Source organism: Nocardioides baculatus, assembly GCF_016735675.1.
Taxonomy (GTDB): Bacteria; Actinomycetota; Actinomycetes; order Propionibacteriales; family Nocardioidaceae; genus Nocardioides; species Nocardioides baculatus.
Window position 1 is genome coordinate 20826 of sequence record NZ_JAERSG010000002.1, and the last position, 17796, is coordinate 38621.

Annotated in this window: 18 protein-coding genes and 1 tRNA gene; 5 read left to right on the top strand and 14 right to left on the bottom strand. The window is 71.4% G+C overall.

The annotated features are described in order from the left end of the window. Nucleotides 1–15: 15 nt before the first annotated feature. From JI751_RS05795 to JI751_RS05835, 9 genes are all read right to left on the bottom strand, one after another. Nucleotides 16–1167: a glycoside hydrolase family 16 protein gene (locus JI751_RS05795; protein ID WP_201934689.1), complete on the bottom strand. Its 1152-nt coding sequence runs from the start codon at nucleotides 1165–1167 to the stop codon at nucleotides 16–18. A 134-nt stretch (nucleotides 1168–1301) separates the two neighbouring features. Then, a complete protein-coding gene (gene ulaA / locus JI751_RS05800; RefSeq protein ID WP_201934691.1) occupies nucleotides 1302–2849 on the bottom strand; it encodes a PTS ascorbate transporter subunit IIC in 1548 nt (515 codons plus the stop codon). Nucleotides 2850–2882: 33 nt separating this feature from the next. After that, on the bottom strand, nucleotides 2883–3701 hold the full coding sequence (locus tag JI751_RS05805; protein WP_201934693.1) for a PTS sugar transporter subunit IIAB: 819 nt from the start codon (nucleotides 3699–3701) through the stop codon (nucleotides 2883–2885). Beyond that, on the bottom strand, nucleotides 3698–4984 hold the full coding sequence (locus JI751_RS05810) for an alcohol dehydrogenase catalytic domain-containing protein (RefSeq protein ID WP_201934695.1): 1287 nt from the start codon (nucleotides 4982–4984) through the stop codon (nucleotides 3698–3700). The genes JI751_RS05805 and JI751_RS05810 overlap by 4 nt, the downstream gene beginning before the upstream one ends. Next, complete coding sequence (locus JI751_RS05815; protein WP_201934697.1) at nucleotides 4971–6461, bottom strand: PTS mannitol transporter subunit IIBC; 1491 nt, start codon at nucleotides 6459–6461, stop codon at nucleotides 4971–4973. The genes JI751_RS05810 and JI751_RS05815 overlap by 14 nt, the downstream gene beginning before the upstream one ends. After that, nucleotides 6458–7225, bottom strand: coding sequence for a nucleoside/nucleotide kinase family protein (locus JI751_RS05820; protein ID WP_201934699.1), 768 nt, complete (start codon nucleotides 7223–7225; stop codon nucleotides 6458–6460). The genes JI751_RS05815 and JI751_RS05820 overlap by 4 nt, the downstream gene beginning before the upstream one ends. 179 nt (nucleotides 7226–7404) lie before the next feature. Then, nucleotides 7405–8346, bottom strand: coding sequence for a sugar-binding transcriptional regulator (locus tag JI751_RS05825; protein WP_201934701.1), 942 nt, complete (start codon nucleotides 8344–8346; stop codon nucleotides 7405–7407). Nucleotides 8347–8415: 69 nt separating this feature from the next. Further along, nucleotides 8416–8491: transfer RNA gene (locus JI751_RS05830), tRNA-Lys, on the bottom strand. Between the two features lie 66 nt (nucleotides 8492–8557). Next, nucleotides 8558–10126, bottom strand: a complete 1569-nt coding sequence (locus tag JI751_RS05835) for a phytoene desaturase family protein (RefSeq protein ID WP_201934702.1) — start codon at nucleotides 10124–10126, stop codon at nucleotides 8558–8560. Between the two features lie 120 nt (nucleotides 10127–10246). On the opposite strand from JI751_RS05835, the gene JI751_RS05840 reads away from it, so the two are divergent. Continuing rightward, nucleotides 10247–11170: a universal stress protein gene (locus JI751_RS05840; protein WP_201934703.1), complete on the top strand. Its 924-nt coding sequence runs from the start codon at nucleotides 10247–10249 to the stop codon at nucleotides 11168–11170. Between the two features lie 16 nt (nucleotides 11171–11186). Here the strand turns inward: JI751_RS05840 and JI751_RS05845 are convergent, their stop codons facing one another. Next, entirely contained in the window at nucleotides 11187–12701 is a 1515-nt protein-coding gene (locus tag JI751_RS05845; RefSeq protein WP_307813880.1) for a SulP family inorganic anion transporter, read from the bottom strand. A gap of 38 nt (nucleotides 12702–12739) precedes the next feature. Between JI751_RS05845 and JI751_RS05850 the strand changes: the two genes are divergently transcribed. Further along, nucleotides 12740–13120, top strand: a complete 381-nt coding sequence (locus JI751_RS05850; RefSeq protein WP_201934704.1) for a MerR family transcriptional regulator — start codon at nucleotides 12740–12742, stop codon at nucleotides 13118–13120. Between the two features lie 15 nt (nucleotides 13121–13135). Here the strand turns inward: JI751_RS05850 and JI751_RS05855 are convergent, their stop codons facing one another. The 4 genes from JI751_RS05855 to JI751_RS05870 are packed head-to-tail and all read right to left on the bottom strand — an operon-like array spanning nucleotide 13136 to nucleotide 15868. Then, nucleotides 13136–13315 carry a DUF8730 family Cys-rich protein gene (locus JI751_RS05855; RefSeq protein WP_201934705.1) on the bottom strand — a complete coding sequence of 60 codons (180 nt, stop codon included), beginning with the start codon at nucleotides 13313–13315 and terminating at the stop codon, nucleotides 13136–13138. Between the two features lie 32 nt (nucleotides 13316–13347). Then, nucleotides 13348–14178 carry a sulfite exporter TauE/SafE family protein gene (locus tag JI751_RS05860; RefSeq protein ID WP_307813883.1) on the bottom strand — a complete coding sequence of 277 codons (831 nt, stop codon included), beginning with the start codon at nucleotides 14176–14178 and terminating at the stop codon, nucleotides 13348–13350. Beyond that, on the bottom strand, nucleotides 14175–15554 hold the full coding sequence (locus tag JI751_RS05865; protein WP_201934706.1) for an MBL fold metallo-hydrolase: 1380 nt from the start codon (nucleotides 15552–15554) through the stop codon (nucleotides 14175–14177). The genes JI751_RS05860 and JI751_RS05865 overlap by 4 nt, the downstream gene beginning before the upstream one ends. Next, the gene (locus JI751_RS05870) at nucleotides 15554–15868 is read right to left on the bottom strand and encodes a rhodanese-like domain-containing protein (protein ID WP_201934707.1); all 315 of its coding nucleotides are present in this window, start codon (nucleotides 15866–15868) and stop codon (nucleotides 15554–15556) included. The genes JI751_RS05865 and JI751_RS05870 overlap by 1 nt, the downstream gene beginning before the upstream one ends. 96 nt (nucleotides 15869–15964) lie before the next feature. Between JI751_RS05870 and JI751_RS05875 the strand changes: the two genes are divergently transcribed. The 3 genes from JI751_RS05875 to JI751_RS05885 are packed head-to-tail and all read left to right on the top strand — an operon-like array spanning nucleotide 15965 to nucleotide 17790. After that, nucleotides 15965–16372 (top strand): DUF302 domain-containing protein, encoded by a 408-nt coding sequence (locus tag JI751_RS05875; RefSeq protein ID WP_201934709.1) that lies wholly within the window; start codon nucleotides 15965–15967, stop codon nucleotides 16370–16372. Further along, nucleotides 16372–16638: a metal-sensitive transcriptional regulator gene (locus JI751_RS05880; protein WP_201934712.1), complete on the top strand. Its 267-nt coding sequence runs from the start codon at nucleotides 16372–16374 to the stop codon at nucleotides 16636–16638. Before JI751_RS05875 ends, JI751_RS05880 begins: the two co-directional genes overlap by 1 nt. A 51-nt stretch (nucleotides 16639–16689) precedes the next feature. Further along, entirely contained in the window at nucleotides 16690–17790 is a 1101-nt protein-coding gene (locus tag JI751_RS05885) for an FUSC family protein (protein WP_201934713.1), read from the top strand. The last annotated feature ends 6 nt before the right edge of the window (nucleotides 17791–17796 follow it).

Sequence of the window (17796 nt, forward strand, 5' to 3'; positions counted from 1 at the left end):
GGTCGATGGCGCTCGTCAGCGCGACCAGACCCGCACCCAGTCCACCTTCGCGGTCTGCCGCATGATCCCGGGTGTCAGCTTCTCGAGCTCGTAGTCGGAGGTGAGCATCGACAGCAGGAGGTACTGCGGGGCCTGCGACACGATGCGGGTCTCGCGGTGGAACTCGCGGCCGTCGACGCGGAAGACGATCGCCTGGGGCGTCCACTCGGCGCTGAAGACGTGGAACGCGTTGGACCACGTCTCCGCGCGCTTCTTGAGGCGGTTGGCGCCGGGGAACTTGCCGCCCAGCTTGTAGTGCGTGTTGTCGGCGTCGTACCAGTGGAGGAACGCCGCGATGTGCGAGTCCTTCTTCGTGCGCCCGAAGAACTCCACGACGTCGATCTCGGTCCCCTTGGACGGATCGCCCGGGGTGTACCAGTTGGCCGGCTGCATCCAGAACGACGCGTGCATGCCCTTGTCGAGGTGCATCTTCATCCGCACGGCGGCGTAGCCGTAGGTGAAGTCGAACTTCCCGCCGGTGTAGAGCTGGGTGTTGAGCATGTAGGGGTGCGAGCCCGAGCGGCCGTTGAGCGTCCAGGAGCACGTCTGCCCGGCGCGCGCGGGGTCTTGAGCAACGCCCATGCGGAGCACGCCGGCCGAGATCGTTCGGGCCTTCGAGGACAGGCGCGAGCACATCCGCATGTGTGCCGGGGCCAGGGTCGGCTGGTCGGTCCACTTCGTGCGGTCGAGGCGCTTGCGGGAGAACTCGTCGCGGAAGAGGGTCGTGAAGGCGCGCCCGCGCACGATGTCGGTGACCGCGCGTGCGTCGCCCGAGCGTGAGAGTGCCACCGCCCGGTAGAGGCTCGTGGTGTCGGGCAGGGTGAAGATCGTCGAGCCGCTGCGGTGCTGTCGGCCGCGAGCCACCGTCTGCCAGCCCGACCCGTCGTCGCGCTGCAGCACGACGACCTGCCCGGTGCGGCCCTCGGAGAACGTCGCCAGCGCCTGGGTCTGGGAGAGCGACCGCGCTGGCCGCTTGCCGGGCTGGGCGATCGCGGGTCGCAGCTCGAGCGTGCCGGTGCCCACCTCGGCGTCGGCACGGGACGGCACCGTCGTGCTGCCGGAGGGTGCGGCCAGCAGGCTCACGGCGAGGGCGAGCCCGACCAGCAGGGATCGGATCGGCAATGGCACGGGTCGTACCTCTCGTGAGGACTGCGCACCCGTGCAGCAGCCATGTCCGGCGGTGTGGCGAGGCTAGTGGACCGAGCGATCCTCCCGCACGGAAACTCCGCCACGTCTCCCGGACGCTGCATCGTCGAGCCCGGTCAGTCGGTGGGTGGGGGTGGCGGCGTCGGCGCGCCGCGCGGCGGAGCGATGCGGGCAACCGCGGCGAGCGACGCACGTCCAGGCGCGGCTGCCTCCTCCGCGTTCGAGGTGCCGCTCGGCCTCTCGCGATGTGGAGCGGGGTCCCACCCTGCGTCGACCACTCGCTTCTGCCAGAGGATCGCGCCGCCGAGGATCACTGCCCCGACCAGGACGATCAGCGCGATGCCTGGTGACCCGAGCATCGCCGGGTAGCCGGTGGCAATGCCCACCCAGCCGAAGTCGGTGTCCCCGAAGGTCGTGTTGGCGTCGCCGAAGTCACCGAGCACCTGCAGCAGCAGCGTGGGCAGGAAGGTGATCAGCAGGCCGTTGATGAACCCGCCGGCAACTGCTCCAGCTCGCCCGCCGGAGGCGTTCCCGTAGACGCCTGCCGCGCCGCCGGTGAAGAAGTGGGGCACCAGACCGGGCAGGATGAGCGCCAGGCCGAGCCACGGGTTGAGCCACACCGACAGCACGGCCAGCCCGACCAGCCCGCCGGCGAAGCTGGACAGGAACCCGATGAGGACGGCGTTCTGCGCGTAGGGGAACACGATGGGCGCGTCGAGGGCAGGGATCGCTCCCGGGACCGCCTTGTTGGCAATGCCCTGGAAGGCCGGCACGAGCTCGGCCAGGATCGTGCGGACGCCGAAGAGGATGACCGCGACCGCGACGCCGAACTGGAGGCCCTGGGTCACCGACTGCATGACGTAGTCGCCCACACCGGTGGCGCCACCGTCGAAGGCGTCGAACGCGGTGTCGCGTCCCCGCCGGGCGAGGAAGGCCACGGCCAGCACGACGTACATGATCACCATGGACAGTGCGGTCGCGACCATGGAGTCGCGCAGGAACCGGAGCGACTCGGGCAGCCGCAGGTCCTCGGTGGAGCGGCTCTTGCGGCCGATGCGGCTGCCGACGGCGCCCGCGGCGACGTAGGCGGCGGTACCGAAGTGGCCGATCGCGATGCTGTCGTCACCCGTGATGCGCCTGGTCCAGGGGTGGGCGAACGCCGGCAGCGAGACCATCAGGATGCCGAGCACGAGGCCGCCGAGCCCAACGACGATCGCAGGTGCGTAGTCGGCGGAGGCGAGCACGATCGTGAGGAGGGTCGCCATGAAGAGCATGTGGTGGCCGGTCAGGAACACGTAGCGCAGGGGAGTGAAGCGGGCGAGCACCAGGCTGACGGCGAAGCCGAGGATCATCAACCACGAGACCTGGGCGCCGTACTCCGCCTGCGCGATGCCCGCGATGGCCTCGTTGGTCGGTACGACGCCACGGGCACCGGTCGCGCCCTGGATCATCACTCCGAGGGGTGCGAGAGAGGCCACGACGAGCGTGGCGCCGGCCCCGATCAGCAGGAAGCCGAGCGTGGCCTTGAGCGCACTGCCCACGACCTGTCCGACCGGACGTCGCAGCGCTGCGAGCCCCACTGCGGTGATGATGCCGATGAGGAAGGCGGGAACGCTCAGCACCTCGTTGACGACGAACTGTGCAATGGTCAGGAGCCAGTCCATGGCGGTATCTCCTCGCTGCCCGGGGTGGGCTCGCTAGATGTCGTACGACCCACGCAGTGCGGCGTCGATCTCTTTCTGGCTGGTGAAGTTCTCGATGACGACCACCGGCACGCCGACCTCCCCGAGCGCGCGGGCGATCTCGCCAGAGGTCAGGATGAGGTCGGCGTCCTTGGCCTTGCCGCGTGCCGAGACGGTGTCCGTGGCCTCGACGCTGATCAGTCCGCCCCATCCCCAGCGGTCGAGCACCTGCTCCAGGGTGTTCTTGAGGAACAGGCTCGTCCCGAGGCCGTTGCCACAGACGGTGAGGATGTGGTCACGGGTCCGGGCGACCCCGGACGACGATGCTTCGCGGGGAGGGTCGTGAGGCGCCTCGGCCTGATCGGACTTGTCGGCCTCGTGATCGTTCTCGCTCCGGAGCACCGCGTGGACCTCGGCGGGCGTGGTCGCGGCATCGAGCCGCGCGCGCAGCTCGTCGTCCGTCAGCAGGGTCGCGAGGGAGACCATCGCCTGCTGGTGGGTGGAGCTGTCAGTGGCTGCGAGAGCCACGACGAGGGTCACGGGGTCGTTGGCACGGCTGCCGAACTCGACGGGCGTCGCCAGCCGCACCCAGGCCATCCCGGTCCGACGGACCGCGGACGACGGCCGCGCGTGCGGGAACGCGAACCCGGGGGCCAGCACGATGTAGGGGCCGTTGTCGCGGACGCTGTCCACCATCGCCCGGGTGTACGCCGCCTCCGCCACGCCGGTCGACTCGAGCAGGCCACCGGCCAGCCGGATGGCGTCCTCCCAGGTCTCGGCGGTGAGGTCCAGGGCGATGGCGTCCTCGGCCAGCAGCTCGCTGAGCTCGGTCACTGGTCCTGCCCTTCCTTGGTGAACGTGGCGAGGAGGTAGTCCTCCGCGTCCTGGCTCCAGATGTGGTCGTGTGCCGCGCAGATCTCGGCGAGGCGCGCGAAGCGCTGGTCCCGGGCTGATCGCGCCTCGAAGTCGCTGATCGCGGTCAGGTCGAGGTCGACGTGGGGGTAGATGAGGATCTTGCCGCCGCGGAAGGACGGCAGGTCCGACAGTGCGTCGGGCACGGCGTCGAGCCCACCTACGTGGGTGACCATGCGCGAGGGGTTGATCATGCCCGTGGCCGAGAGCGCCAGGCTCTCCTCCATGTCGGTGCGCGACCCCCCGGACGTGCCGACGAGGTGGGTGCTCTCGTAGTGGATGTTGTAGAGGTTCAGCGACGCGGCGAAGGCACGGTCCGTCGGGCCGGCGAAGAAGTTGAGGCAGCCGTCGTTCGCGAGGACCGCATCGCCGGCCTCCACGAGCTCGGTGAGTGCAGCGAAGACGACGACGTCGTCGAACCCGTCGGGAGAGATCGAGCGCAAGGTCTCGACGAGGTCGGCGTCGCTCGCGTCCACCACCTCCAGGCGGCACCCGCTCCGGGCAGCCTCGTCGGCCGGGAAGAGCGTGCGCAGCCGCGCCAGCCGCTCGGCGTCCACATCCACGGCGACGACCAGGCTCGGGGAGAAGGGCCCGTGGAGCGCGTAGTCGAGGGCGCCGATGCCCATCGCGCCGCCGCTGCCCAGCAGGGCGAGGCGACCGCCGGGCCGGATGCCCATCCGGTGCTCCCACACCAGGGGCTCGGTGTGATAGCTCGAACGGAACGCGCCGATGATGCACGACATCGGCTCGGCCAGGGAGCCGTTGGCGTAGTAGCCGTCGTCGTAGGGCAGCACGCAGCCCTTCTCCACCGCGACCGCCGGAATGATGCAGTAGGTCGCATCGCCGCCGAAGTGGGGATAGCTGTAGCCCGGCGAGAAGCCGCTGGGCAGGCCCATCGTCGGCAGGATCGCCACGCTCGCGCCGACGGTGAAGCGGTCGGCGAGGTCCGCTCCGACCTCCTCCAGCACGCCGGCGAACTCGTGGCCGGTGATGACGGGCTCGGTGGCGATCGTGTCGGGGACGCGCTTGTGCTCGCTCCCCAACGAGAGGGCCTTGTAGGTGGACAGGCACATGCTGCTGCTCACGACCCGGAGCAGGAGCTCGTCCGGACCGATATCGGGGAGCTCCACCTCGCTGACGCCCACCTTGTGGCTCCCGTGGATGCGGGCAGCGCGGGCCAGGCGGGTGCGATCAGTGCTCGACATCGCTGGTCGCCCTCTCGGTCAGTCGGTCGCTGAGCGCGTCGAGGGCAGGGTCGCCCAGGTAGCTCTGGATGGTGACGAGCTCCACGTCGGGTCGCGCGGCCCGCGCACGGTGGGCGAGGTCCTGGTGCACCACCACCAGGTCGGCGTCGTCCGGCACGGCCTCGATCGCCGCGTGCGTCACGCGTACGTCGTCGCGACCGACTCCTCGTAGCCGCTTGCCGAACGCGCTCGCGCCCATCGCGCTGCTGCCCATGCCGGCGTCGCAGGCGAAGACGATGCGACGTACGTCCGTCGCGACCCGGTCGGTGCCGGGCATGGCGCCGGCCAGGACGGCGTTGCCCTCCGCCTTCATCGCCCGGGAGCGCGCCGCCTGCTCGTCGAGGTCAGCGTCGTCGGCTCCGCCGCCGAGCTTGAGGATCACGGAGGTGATCAGGAAGCTGACCGCGGCCGCGACGACCACGCCGGCGACGACCCCGACGTGGTCACCGGGCGGGGTGAGCGCGAGGTAGGCGAAGATCGAGCCCGGGCTGGGGCCAGCGGTCAGGCCGACGCCGAACAGCATGAAGGTCGCGATGCCGGAGGCTCCGCCGGCGATCATCGCCAGGATCGTCAGCGGCTTCATCAGCACGTAGGGGAAGTAGATCTCGTGGATGCCTCCGAAGAAGTGGATGATCACCGCTCCCGGCGCGCTGTCGCGGATGACGCGGTTGGGGCCGAAGAGCCAGAACGCGAGGAGCAGGCCGAGGCCGGGGCCGGGGTTGGAGGCGACCATGAAGAAGATCGACTTGCCCTCGTCGGCCGCGACCTGGAGGCCCAGCGGGTAGTAGATGCCCTGGTCGATCACGTTGTTGAGGAACAGCACCTTGGCCGGCTCGTTGAGGATCGAGAGGAGCGGCAGCGCCCCGGTGTCGACAAGGGCGTTGATCGCACGGAGCAGCTGGTCGTTCAGGGCGCTGATGACGGGACCGACGACACGGTAGGACCCCACGATCAGGCCGAGTCCGAGGATGCCGAGGGTGAAGTTGTTGACGACCATCTCGAATCCCGAGCGGATGCGGGGCTCGAGCACCTCGTCGACCTTCTTGATCAGCCACGCGCTGAGCGGGCCCATGATCATGGCGCCGAGGAACATCGGGATGTCGGCGCCCACGATCAGTCCGATGGTGCCGATCGCGCCGGCGACGCCACCGCGGTGCCCGTGCACCAGGCGTCCGCCGGTGAAGGCGAGCAGCAGGGGCAGCAGGTAGGTGATCATCGGGCCGACCGGCTTGGCCAGGTCCTCGTTGGGCAGCCAGCCGGTCGGGATGAAGAGGGCGGTCAGCAGGCCCCAGGCGATGAACGCGCCGACGTTGGGGATGACCATCGCGGTCAGGAAGCCGCCGAAGGCCTGGATGCGTGCACGCGGCCCGGCGCCGGACGCGCCTCCCGGGTCGGGTCCGCGGAACTGTGCCGGGACGTGGTCGTTCGGTTGGCTCATCGCATCTCTCCTTGCTGGATGGTCTGGATGGTTCCGTCGTTCTGGACGGCGAGCGCCAGATCGACCGTGCTGAAGTCGGAGGAGCCCAGCACCCGATCGATGTTGGGTCGGTCGCTGCGCTCGAAGAAGGCGGCCGCCTCGGCGGGGTCGAGACCGCCGCGCACCTTGCGCTCGATCAGGCGCTTGCGAAGGAGAGCGGGGTCTGCGGTGAGGAGCACCACGCCGGAAGCGTGGTCCACGAGGTCGCGCCACCCCGGCTCGTCGAGGAGCAACCAGTTGCCCTCCACGACGAGGAGGTCGGCGGTGACGGGGGCGGCGTCCGGAACGACGTCGTGCACGCGGCGGTCGTACGCCGGCCACGCGAGGTCGCGCTCGGCCGAGGCGTCGAGGTGGCGTGCGAGTCCCTCGACGTCGAAGGTCTGCGGTGCTCCCTTGAAGGCGCTGAGCGGGACCGCGCCGGACGGGGTGCTGACGTAGTGGGTCGCCAGGTGGTCGTGGGGGAGGTGGAAGCCGTCGATGCCGACTGCCTGGACGGCGAGCGGGTGCGGCGCGCGGCCGGCGGCGTCGGCCATGACGGCCGCGAGGGTGGACTTGCCGACACCGGGAGGCCCCACCATGAAGACGAAGGCGCGCCGGGAGGCGCGTGGGCGGGCGGCGACCTCGGTGAGGAACGGCACGAGCACCGCCTCGAGCAGGTGCGCGTCGACCTGGACCTCCACGTCGAGGCCGTTGACCAGCAGCCGCGTGGGCGGGTGGGGCGACATGGTGTCATCTCCGATCGCTCATTTGAGCAATTCTGCACATTTGAGTGATCTGGATTACAGCACCGTCCTCCGGGCACGTCAAGGGCCCGCAGCCGCCTGGGTGCGTGCGGGGGATGGGCCCGGGGCGTCGGGCTGAGGGGGTGCTGCGACGGTCGGGCGTGGTCACCGACCCGTGCTGGCTAGCGCTCGACGGGTCGCAGCCGGAGCAGCGCCGCAGCGCAGCGATCGTCCGTGACGAGGCTGCGCACGATGCCCGATCGGCTGACCGCGGCGATGGCGGCCGCCTTCTCCGCAGAGCCGGCGACAGCCATGACGCGCGGCGTGCGGCGCAGCTCGTCCGCGCTCACCGAGACGCGCCTGCGACTGAGAGAGGTCTCGATGACAGACCCGTCCTCGCGGAAGAAGATCCCCGCCACCTCGGCGACGGCGCCCTCGCGCTCCAGCTCTGCTCGCTCGTGCTCGCGCAGCAGCGGTCCCAGCTGGGTGATGGGCGGGTCCCACGAGCCGACTGCGACGACGGCGAGCGACAGCTCGGAGTAGCGACGCAGGGCCGCCTCGATGGACGGGTCGCTGCGGAAGGTCGCGGCGGCCTCCTCGGAGGCTGCGAAGAGAGGCGCGAAGACGGCGACCGCATCCACCGAGGAGCGTCCGCTGATGCGCCGGATGACCTCCACCGGCGACTGACGCAGGTCGTTGCCGACGGTGCCGGTGAGCTGGATGACGGTGCTCGGCGGGAGCGCAGGCAGTTCCTCACCGATCGCGACGAGGGTCCGGCCCCAGGTGAGGCCGAGGACGTCACCCTCGCGGATGGCGCGGGCGATGCGGGGGGCTGCAGCGCGGGCGAGGCGGCGGCGGTTGTCATCGCCGGACTCCCCGGCGGTGACGACCACGCAGTCGTCGAGGCCGAGGTGGGCGGCCAGGTCGGCGGACAGGTCATCCCGGGGCTCGTCCAGGTCGTGGATCTGGATGGTGACGACGCCGAGCTCGCGCGCCTGCTGCAGGAGCCTCGCGACGCGGAACCGGCTGATGGAGAACTCGTCGGCGAGCTCGGTCTTCGAGGCGTCCTCAAGGTAGAACCGGCGCGCGATCGACGTCAGCTTGCGCCACTGCGCCTCGTCCACTGCGGCCCCCTCGCTCGGTGTGCGTCGACGGAAGAAGGCCAGGTCCCGTCGGGGCCTGGCCTTCTCGAGTGGTACGCCATCAGGGACTCGAACCCCGAACCCGCTGATTAAGAGTCAGCTGCTCTGCCAATTGAGCTAATGGCGCGTGCGGTGAAGCGAGTAGAACTCTACAGGCCGGTGACGGGCAGGCGAAATCGGGCTCCGGCTCCGCTCACAGGTCGGCGAGGACGGCCTGCGCGGCGTTGTGTCCGCCCAGTCCCGACACGGCTCCGCCGCGGCGCGCGCCGGACCCGCAGAGCAGGACTGCGTCGTGCCCGGTCTGCACACCCCACTGCTGGGCGGGGGTGTCGAGGCGTGACCGGTTGGGCGCCCACGGCCACTCGAGGTCGCCGTGGAAGATGTGGCCGCCGGGCATCGCGAGGTCCTTCTCGACGTCCTGCGGGATCTTCGCCTCGATGCACGGGTTGCCGTCGGCGTCCTTCGCGAGGCAGTCCGACAGGGGCTCGGCGAGCACGGCGTCGATCGAGGCGAGCGCGCGACGGACGGCGGTGTCGCGGGCGCCGGGATCGGTGTCGAACAGCCCGGCCGGCACGTGCAGGCCGAAGTAGGTCAGCGTGTGCGCGGAGCCGGCGCGGTCGCCGAGGATCGAGGGGTCGGTGAGGCTGTGGCAGTAGACCTCGCCCGGCATCGGGTCGGGCACCCGGCCGCCGGCAGCGGCGTCGTACGCCCGCTCGAGCTGGGTGTAGTCCTCGGCGAGGTGCAGCGTGCCAGCGAACGCAACCTCCGGGTCGGCCCCGGAGCGCAGCGCGGGGAGCCGATCAAGGAGGAAGTTGATCTTGAGCTGCGATCCGGCCGGCTTCGTCTCGGCCTCCTCGCCCTCGCCGAGCAGGATCCGCAGCACCCACGGGGCCACGCCCGCGAGCACCCGGCGGCCCGTGACCGAGTGCTGGCCGCTGCCGTCGTGCCAGCTGACCTCGGCGCCGTCGGGGCCGGGGGTGATGGCGCTGACGCCGGCGCCCGTGATGATCTCGGCGCCGGCCTCGACGGCCGCCTTCGCGAGGGCGTCTGTGACCGCGCCCATCCCGCCGATCGGCACCCGCCACTCGCCGGTGCCGTTGCCGATCAGGTGGTAGAGGAAGCAGCGGTTCTGGACCAGTGACACGTCGTCCATCGAGGCGAAGGTCCCGATCAGCGCGTCCGTCGCGACGACGCCACGGACGGTGTCGTCGGTGAAGCGCGACGTGATCGCCCGGCCGAGCGGCTGCTCCACGACGTCGGCCCACGTGCCCGCGTCGACCAGCGAGCGGATGTCGCGCTCGAGGGGGAGGGGCTGCATGAGGGTCGGCGCCACCACCTCGGCGAGCCGGCCGACCTCGGCGTAGAACGCCTGCCAGGCGGCGTACTCCTCGTCGCCACCGGTGAGGTCGCGGAACGACGCACGTGTCGCCTCGCCCTCGGGGCGCTCGACGAGCAGGCCGCCGGAGCGCTCGCCGCGCAGCCAGGGGGTGTACGACGCCGTGGTGCGCGAGGCGAGCCGGACGTCGAGGCCAAGGTCGGCCATCAGCTGCTCGGGCATCAGGCTGACGAGGTAGGAGTAGCGCGACAGGCGGGCGGGGTGGCCGGAGAAGGGCTCGACGGACACCGCGGCGCCACCGGTGTGGTCGAGGCGCTCGAGCACCACGACGGACAGGCCGGCGCGGGCGAGGTAGGCGGCGCTGACCAGCGCGTTGTGACCGCCGCCGACCACGACGACGTCATAGGACTGGGAGCCGGAAAGCATCCGGACAACGTAGTCCCTCCTCCGGGTCCTTCGCCTGCCGCCACCGGGTCCAAGGACCCTTTGCGCCGGTGGTACCAGCGGCGGACAGTGGATCCACCAGGACCAGTGGAGGAGGACGTCATGACCGAGCAGCTGTCCCACGGACGACCCGTCGTCGTCGGGGTGGGGACGACGGAGGTGGACTCCGCCCTCGAGTACGCCGCCGAGGAGGCGGTGCGCGACGGGTGCGACCTGCACCTCGTGCACGCCGTCCACCTGATGCCCGACGGACCGCGGGGCCCGCTCGTCCCGCAGGCCGACCTCGACCTGTGGGGACGCGAGACGCTGGACCGTGCCGTGAAGTCGGCCGAGGAGCTCGTGGCCGGCGCCGTGCCGGTGACCCACGAGCTGCGCCACGGCACGCCGGTCGAGGTGCTGACGGACGTCGCCGCCACGGCCCGCATGCTCGTGCTCGAGCACCGCCACCTCTCGCGGGTGGCCCGCGTCGTCAACCGCACCATTGCCGGCGGTGTCGCCGCCCGCGTGCGGGTGCCGGTCGTGGCCGTGCCCAGTGGCTGGAAGCGGTCCGACGGCGCTCCCACCGTCGTCGTCGGTGTCGACGTGCCGGAGCGCTCGGCGCAGGTGCTGTCGGCGGCCGTGGCCGAGTCCCGTGCGCGGGGCGCGTCGCTGACCGTGGTGCACTCGTGGGCGATGCCCGTGCACGAGGGAGTGCCCGTCGAGCCTGCCGAGCGGGCGCGCTGGACCGACCGGTCCAGGGCCGAGGTGCGTGCGGCGCTCGACGCGCTGGGCGACGAGTCCGTGGCGATCGAGGCCGAGGTCGTGGTCCACCCCGGGCGCGCCATCGAGGCGATCCTCGACGCCGCGGAGGGGGCCGACCTGCTCGTGATCGGTCGCCACGACCCGCTCGTGCCGTACGGCTCCCACATCGGTCCGGTCGCCCGAGCGGTGCTCCGCGAGGCCACGTGCCCGGTCCTGCTCGCCAGCCCGGAGGGGTCACGCCGCACGGCGGTGCCGGCCGGGATCAGCGGCCGGCACGGCTCCTGACCGACGCCCGGTCGGGTCAGTGCGCGGGGAGTGACCCGGTGAGGCGCTGGTGTCGCTCGGCGCTCGCCGGGTCGAGCCCGACGATGTCCACCCGGGTGCCGCGTCGCTCGTACTTGGTGGTGATGGCGTCGAGCGACGCCACCGTCGAGGCGTCCCAGACGTGGGCGTTCGTCAGGTCGATCACCACGCGGTCGGGGTCCGCGGCGTAGTCGAACTGGGTGTAGAGGTCGTTGCTCGAGGCGAAGAACAGCTCGCCGGCGACGCGGTAAACGGCCGTCACGTGGCCCTCGGCGTCCTCGCCGAGCTCGCGGTGGGTCTCCGTGAGGTGCGCGACGCGCCGGGCGAAGAGGGTCATCGCGACCAGGACGCCGACCCCGACGCCGATCGCCAGGTTGTGGCTCAGCACCGTCACGACGACAGTGGACGCCATCACGGTCGTCTCCGACTTCGGCATCCGGCGCAGCGTCGCCGGGCGGACCGAGTGCCAGTCGAAGGTGCCGACCGACACCATCACCATCACGGCGACGAGCGCGGCCATCGGGATCAGCGCGACGACGTCGCCGAAGCCGACGACCAGGACGAGCAGGAAGACGCCGGCCAGGAAGGTGGAGAGCCGCGTGCGCGCGCCGGAGGCCTTCACGTTGATCATCGTCTGGCCGATCATCGCGCAGCCGCCCATGCCGCCGAAGAGGCCGGTGACGATGTTGGCGCCGCCCTGCCCCCACGCCTCGCGGGACTTGTCGGAGTGGGTGTCGGTGATGTCGTCCACCAGCTTGGCGGTGAGCAGCGACTCGAGCAGGCCGACCAGCGCCATCGCGACGGCGTACGGAGCAATGGTCTGCAGCGTCTCGAGGGTCCACGGCACGTCGGGGACGACCAGCGACGGCAGGCTGTCGGGCAGCTCGCCCTCGTCGCCGACGGTCGGCACCGTGATCGTCGCGAGGAGCGTGAAGGCGGTGAGCGCGACGATGGCGACCAGCGGAGCCGGTACGACGTCGGACACCCGCGGCAGGCCGACGATGACGGCGATGCCGACGGCGACCATCGGGTAGACCAGCCACGGCACGTCCACGAGGTGGGGGACCTGCGCGAGGAAGATCAGGATCGCGAGCGCGTTGACGAAGCCGACCATCACCGATCGCGGGATGAACCGCATCAGCCGGGCCACCCCGAGCAGGCCGAGGACGACCTGGATCACACCGCCGAGGAGCACCGTCGCGACGAGGAAGTCCATGCCGTGCTCGCGCGCGACGGGCGCGATCACGAGCGCGATCGCCCCGGTCGCCGCCGAGATCATGGCCGGACGGCCGCCGAGGAAGGCGATCGAGACCGCCATCGTGAAGGAGGCGAAGAGCCCGACGCGCGGATCCACGCCGGCGATGATCGAGAACGAGATGGCTTCCGGGATGAGTGCGAGCGCCACCACGAGGCCGGCCAGCACCTCGGTGCGCAGCAGCCGGGGGGAGCGGAACGCGTCGCGGACGGTGGGTCCGGATGCGGCGGGGGAGACGGTCGGGGCAGACTGGGGCACGAGCAGGAACTCTAACCTCACGTAAGGGTAGGTTTGAAATGCCCGTCATGCACATCGGCGAGGTGGCCGCGCGCACCGAGCTGTCGTTGCGCAGCCTGCGGCACTGGGAGGAGGTCGGCCTCCTCCAGCCCTCGGGGCGCACCGAGGGTGGCTTCCGGCTCTACACCGAGGCGGACGTGGAGAAGATCCTGGTGATCCGCCGCATGAAGCCCCTCGGCTTCAGCCTCGAGCAGATGAAGGACGTGATGCGCGACCTCGAGGTCCTGGCGGACCCGGGCGCGACCGCGGCCGACCGCGACGACGTACGCACGCGGCTGGACGCGATCCGCGCCGAGGCGACCGAACGCCGACTGGCGCTGGTGCGGCAGCTCGACATGGCCGACGAGTTCCTCGCCCTCATCGACGCCCAGTCCGACTGAGCCGGACCAGGCGCCTCAGCGACCGAAGAGCCGCGCGAGGAAGCCGCCACCGCCGGCGGCTGCCTTCTCCTCGGCGCTGTGCTGGCCGTTGCACCAGTCCTTCGCCGGGACGCCGGCCCTGACCTGCGCGACGTGCTGGCCGCAACCGGCCCAGGTGGTCTTGCCGCAGGTCTTGCAGCGGGTGGGACGACACATGGTGGATCTCCTTCGTGGGTGGTGTGAGGATGTCAGGTCAGTGCCGGCAGCGCCTGCACGGCGGTGTACGCCGCGACGGTGAGGACCAGCCCGGTGAACGCGGCCGAGAGGCGGTCGGTGTCGACGCGGTCCGCGACGCGTGCGCCCACGGTCGCGCCGGCGGCGGCGGTCACGGTGAGGGCCGCGACGAGCCACCAGTCGGGGGCGATACCGGTGCCCGCACGGGCCGCCAGCGCGGCGGTGCTGGTGATGGTGATGGCGACGAGGGAGGTGCCGGCGGCGTACGCCATGGGGAGCGCCAGCGCGAGGCTCAGGGCCGGGACGACGAGGAACCCTCCGCCGACGCCGAGGAAGCCGGTGAGCAGGCCCACCGCGGTCGCGGTGACGAGCACCTTCAGCGCGCGCGGACACTGGCACATGAAAGTGGGGCTGAACGTGAGGATCGGGTCGTCGAGCCGCGGCCGGTCGGCGTGGGCGCCCCGGCGGGTGCCGCGGTGGCTGCGGACCTGCCGGGCGGTCATGAGGCCTGCCACGACCAGCATGAGCCCGGCGAACGCCGCCAGAAGCACCGGCTCCGGAACCGCTGCGGACGCATGCGCGCCGAGCACGGCGCCGACGATCGCGACCGCGCCGAATGCCGCGCCGCGGGCGAGAAGGACGTTCCCGGCCCGGTGGGCGGTCACGGCGCCCGCGAGGGAGGTGACGCCCACGACGACCAGCGACCCGGTGGTGGCCTGCGTCGCGGTCTGTCCCAGCGCGAGGAGCACGGGGGCGGCGAGGATCGACCCGCCGCCGCCGAGCGCACCCAGGCTGAGCCCGATGAGCGCCCCGGCGACGACCGCGGTCAGGATCGCCAGGCTCACGCCTCGGGTCCCACGAGGTGGAGTCCGACCTTCTCGGCGTTGTCGAAGCTGTCGTCGACGGCGACGAGGGTCCTGCCGGCGGCCGAGAGGAACGATGCGGCCACCGACGCGCGGTAGCCGCCGGCGCAGTGGACCCACACCTCGCCCGGCGGTACGTCGGCCAGGCGCTGCGGCAGCTCGTGGATCGGGACGTTGACGGCGCCGGCGATGCGGGCGGCGTCGTGCTCGTCGGCGCGACGGACGTCGAGGACGACGACCTCGCGGTGGTGCCGTACGTCGGCGAGGTCGGCGAACGTGGCGGTCGGGAACGACGCCAGGTCGCGGTCGGACCAGTGCTCGGGCTTGCCGGTGGCGTGGGCAGCGGGGCGGTCGATCCCGATGCGGACGAGCTCGCGCTGGGCCTCGGTCACGTCGTCGGCGGTCTCGCCGAGGAGGGTGACGGGGGTGCCCCACGGGACGAGCCAGCCGAGGTAGGTCGCGAAGCCGCCGTCGAGCCCGAAGTTGAGGGTGCCCGGCGCGTGCCCGGCGGCGAAGGCGGTGCGGTTGCGCAGGTCCACCACCCACTCGCCGGCCTCGATGCGGCGCCGCAGCTCATCGGCGTCGGCGACCACCGGCAGGGACAGGTCCGGCGCGGAGGGGCCGGCGGCGTTGGCCGGGGCCATGTGGGCGTAGTAGGCCGGCCAGGCGCCGAGGCCTGCCAGGAGCTCGTCGACGTAGGTCTGCTCGTCCAGGGTGAGGACCGGGTTGGCCTGCCTCTCCCGCCCGATCGTCGACGAGGTGGCGTCGGACTGGGTGGCGGAGCAGAACGACCCGAACCCGTGGGTGGGGAAGACCTCGGCCTCGTCGGGCAGGAGATCCGCCAGCCGGTGCGCGGACGCGTGCTGGTGGTGCACGAGGTCGTGGGTGTGTTCGGGTCCGAGGAGGTCTGGTCGGCCCGTGGCGCCGAAGAGCAGCGAGCCGCCGGAGAAGACGCCGACGTGCTGGTCGCCGTCGGAGACCGCGTCGGAGAGGACGTAGGAGAGGTGGGTGAACGTGTGGCCGGGGGTCGCCAGCGCCGTGAGGCGCATCCGTCCACCCACCTCGACGACGTCTCCGTCGGCGACGGGGGTTCGCGTGTAGTAGACGTCGTCCTCGCCGTTGACGAGGTACTGGGCACCGGTGTGCTGCGCGAGCGCGAGGCCGCCGGTGACGTAGTCGTTGTGGATGTGGGTCTCGAGGACGTGCGTGAGGCGTACGCCGTGCTCGTCGAGGAGGTCGAGCACGCGATCGATGTCGCGCTGGGGGTCGACCACGAACGCCACCTCGCCGTCGTGGACCAGGTAGCTGCGGTCGCCCAGGGTGGGGGTCTCGACGGGGATCACGGTCAGGTCGCCCATCAGAGCCCCACCCCGACGGCGCGGCCCGACTGGATCCAGGCCTGCGTCCCACCGGCGACCGACACGGCGTCGAAGCCGGCCGCGACCAGGAGGTCGGTCATCGCCCTCGACCGGTTGCCCGAGGCGCAGATCACGTGGACCCGGGCGGAGCGGTCGAGCTCGCCGAGTCGCGAGGCAAGCTGACCCATCGGCAGCAGCACTGCTCCCGGGACGTGGGCCTGGGCGTACTCGGCCTTCTCGCGGACGTCGACGGTCGTGCCGGCCTCGCGCTCCGCGGCGAAGTCCTCGACGGAGATCTCGGGTGTCTGACTCATGCGGAATACCCTAGGGGGTATCCAGCACAGATGCAAAACACCCCCGGGGGTATGCTGTGGAAGTCCTGCAGGTCCGCCGACGAGAGGGACCCACCCATGAGCTTCACCATCAGCCGCACGCTCGCGATGCCGTACGACGATGCTCTCGCCGCGACGCGGGAGGCGTTGTCCGGCGAGGGCTTCGGCATCCTCACCGAGATCGACCTCGCCGCCACCATGAAGGCCAAGCTCGACGTCGACCTGCCGTCCCAGATGATCCTGGGTGCGTGCCGGCCGGCCCTGGCCTACGAGGCGATCCAGGTCGACCCCTCCATCGCCGCGGTCCTCCCGTGCAACGTGGTGGTGCGCTCCCTGGGCGACGCCACCACGCAGGTCGAGGCCTTCGACCCGGACGCGATGATGGGCCTGGCCGATACGGGGGCGCTCGACTCCGTGGCCGCCGACGCCAGGCAACGCCTGACCGCGGCGCTGGCCGCGCTGTCCGCACTGGCCGAGGAGGACTGATGCAGCTCGACCCCACGGAGATGGTCCCGGTCATCAACCGCATCAAGCGCGCCCAGGGGCAGCTCGCCGGCGTCCTGAAGATGCTCGAGGAGGGCCGCGAGTGCGAGGACGTGGTCACCCAGCTCGCTGCCGTGTCCAAGGCACTGGACCGCGCCGGCTTCGCCATCGTCGCCAACGGCCTCCAGCAGTGCCTGGTCGCCGGCGACGGCGAGGTCGACTCCCTCGACGTGAAGAAGATGGAGAAGCTCTTCCTCTCCCTCGCCTGACGGGGTGAGCGATTTCCGGGCCGGGCCGTCCGGATCGTTAGTGTCGGCCGGATGAGCATGCGGCTGAGGGAGCGCGTCGACGAGCGGCTCGGCGACCCGATCTGGTGGAACGACGTCCTCCAGCTCGCCAAGACGGTCCTGGCCGCGGTCGCCGCCTGGGTGGTCGCCTCGAGCGTCCTCGACGTGCCGCAACCCTTCCTGGCGCCGTGGGCCGCGCTGCTGGTGGTCCACGCGACGGTCTACCGCACCTTCTCCAAGGGCACCCAGCAGGTGGCGGCCACGGTCGTCGCAGTGCTGCTGGCCACGGCGGTGGGGGAGACCCTCGGCCTCTCCACGACGGCGATCACGGTGCTGCTCGTGGTGGCCCTCGTGCTGGGCTCGGTCCCGTGGCTGGGCGCCGAGGCGACGACGATCGCCACCACCGGCCTGGTCGTGCTGACCACCGGGTTCGACGACGACGTGATGCTCATCTCGCGGCTCTATGACACGGCGATCGGCGTCGGGGTCGGACTGCTGGTGAACGTGATCGTGTGGCCACCACTGCGACGACGTACGGCCGCCCAGGCACTCGACCGCATCGACGACGGCATCGGTGAGCTGCTCCTCGACATGGCGGCCGGTCTGCGTGACGCGGCACCCGACGAGGACGTCGCCGCGTGGATCGACCGCACCCGCGACCTCGACGAGGACCTCGACCAGGCCTGGGCTCTCGTGCGTGTGGCCCAGGAGAGTGCGCGGATGAACCCGCGCCGATCGGCGAGGCCGATGAAGAACCCGAAGGAGTGGCTCGGGCTGCTGCGCCGGATGGAGCAGGCCGTCGCCGAGACCCGCAGCCTGGCCCGCACCCTCGGCGGCCAGCAGGCGCACCGCGCGACCTGGGGCGAGGCCTTCGCGGTGCCGTGGATCTCGATGCTGAGGGACACCGGACAGGCGGCGTCGGACGCGGACCCTGCCGCGCTCCTCGACGTACGCCGACGGCTCGAGGAGTTCAGCGAGGACCTGAGGTCCACCGACCGGTCGCCCGAGTGGCCGATCTACGGCGCGCTGATCATCAACCTCCGCAACATCGTCGACGCGATGGGTGAGGTGGCGGACGCCAACCCCATCGGCGGCAACCGGCTCCCGATCCGGATCCCGCAGCGGCGCGCTTGACCTTGA

Coding starts and splice junctions, on each gene's coding strand:
- JI751_RS05840 (WP_201934703.1), top strand. CDS start 10,247: ATGACCGAGCAGCTGTCCCACGGACGACCCGTCGTCGTCGGGGTGGGG.
- JI751_RS05855 (WP_201934705.1), bottom strand. CDS start 13,315: ATGTGTCGTCCCACCCGCTGCAAGACCTGCGGCAAGACCACCTGGGCC.
- JI751_RS05815 (WP_201934697.1), bottom strand. CDS start 6,461: ATGAGCCAACCGAACGACCACGTCCCGGCACAGTTCCGCGGACCCGAC.
- ulaA (WP_201934691.1), bottom strand. CDS start 2,849: ATGGACTGGCTCCTGACCATTGCACAGTTCGTCGTCAACGAGGTGCTG.
- JI751_RS05875 (WP_201934709.1), top strand. CDS start 15,965: ATGAGCTTCACCATCAGCCGCACGCTCGCGATGCCGTACGACGATGCT.
- JI751_RS05885 (WP_201934713.1), top strand. CDS start 16,690: ATGAGCATGCGGCTGAGGGAGCGCGTCGACGAGCGGCTCGGCGACCCG.
- JI751_RS05810 (WP_201934695.1), bottom strand. CDS start 4,984: ATGTCGAGCACTGATCGCACCCGCCTGGCCCGCGCTGCCCGCATCCAC.
- JI751_RS05880 (WP_201934712.1), top strand. CDS start 16,372: ATGCAGCTCGACCCCACGGAGATGGTCCCGGTCATCAACCGCATCAAG.
- JI751_RS05835 (WP_201934702.1), bottom strand. CDS start 10,126: ATGCTTTCCGGCTCCCAGTCCTATGACGTCGTCGTGGTCGGCGGCGGT.
- JI751_RS05870 (WP_201934707.1), bottom strand. CDS start 15,868: ATGAGTCAGACACCCGAGATCTCCGTCGAGGACTTCGCCGCGGAGCGC.
- JI751_RS05820 (WP_201934699.1), bottom strand. CDS start 7,225: ATGTCGCCCCACCCGCCCACGCGGCTGCTGGTCAACGGCCTCGACGTG.
- JI751_RS05865 (WP_201934706.1), bottom strand. CDS start 15,554: ATGGGCGACCTGACCGTGATCCCCGTCGAGACCCCCACCCTGGGCGAC.
- JI751_RS05850 (WP_201934704.1), top strand. CDS start 12,740: ATGCCCGTCATGCACATCGGCGAGGTGGCCGCGCGCACCGAGCTGTCG.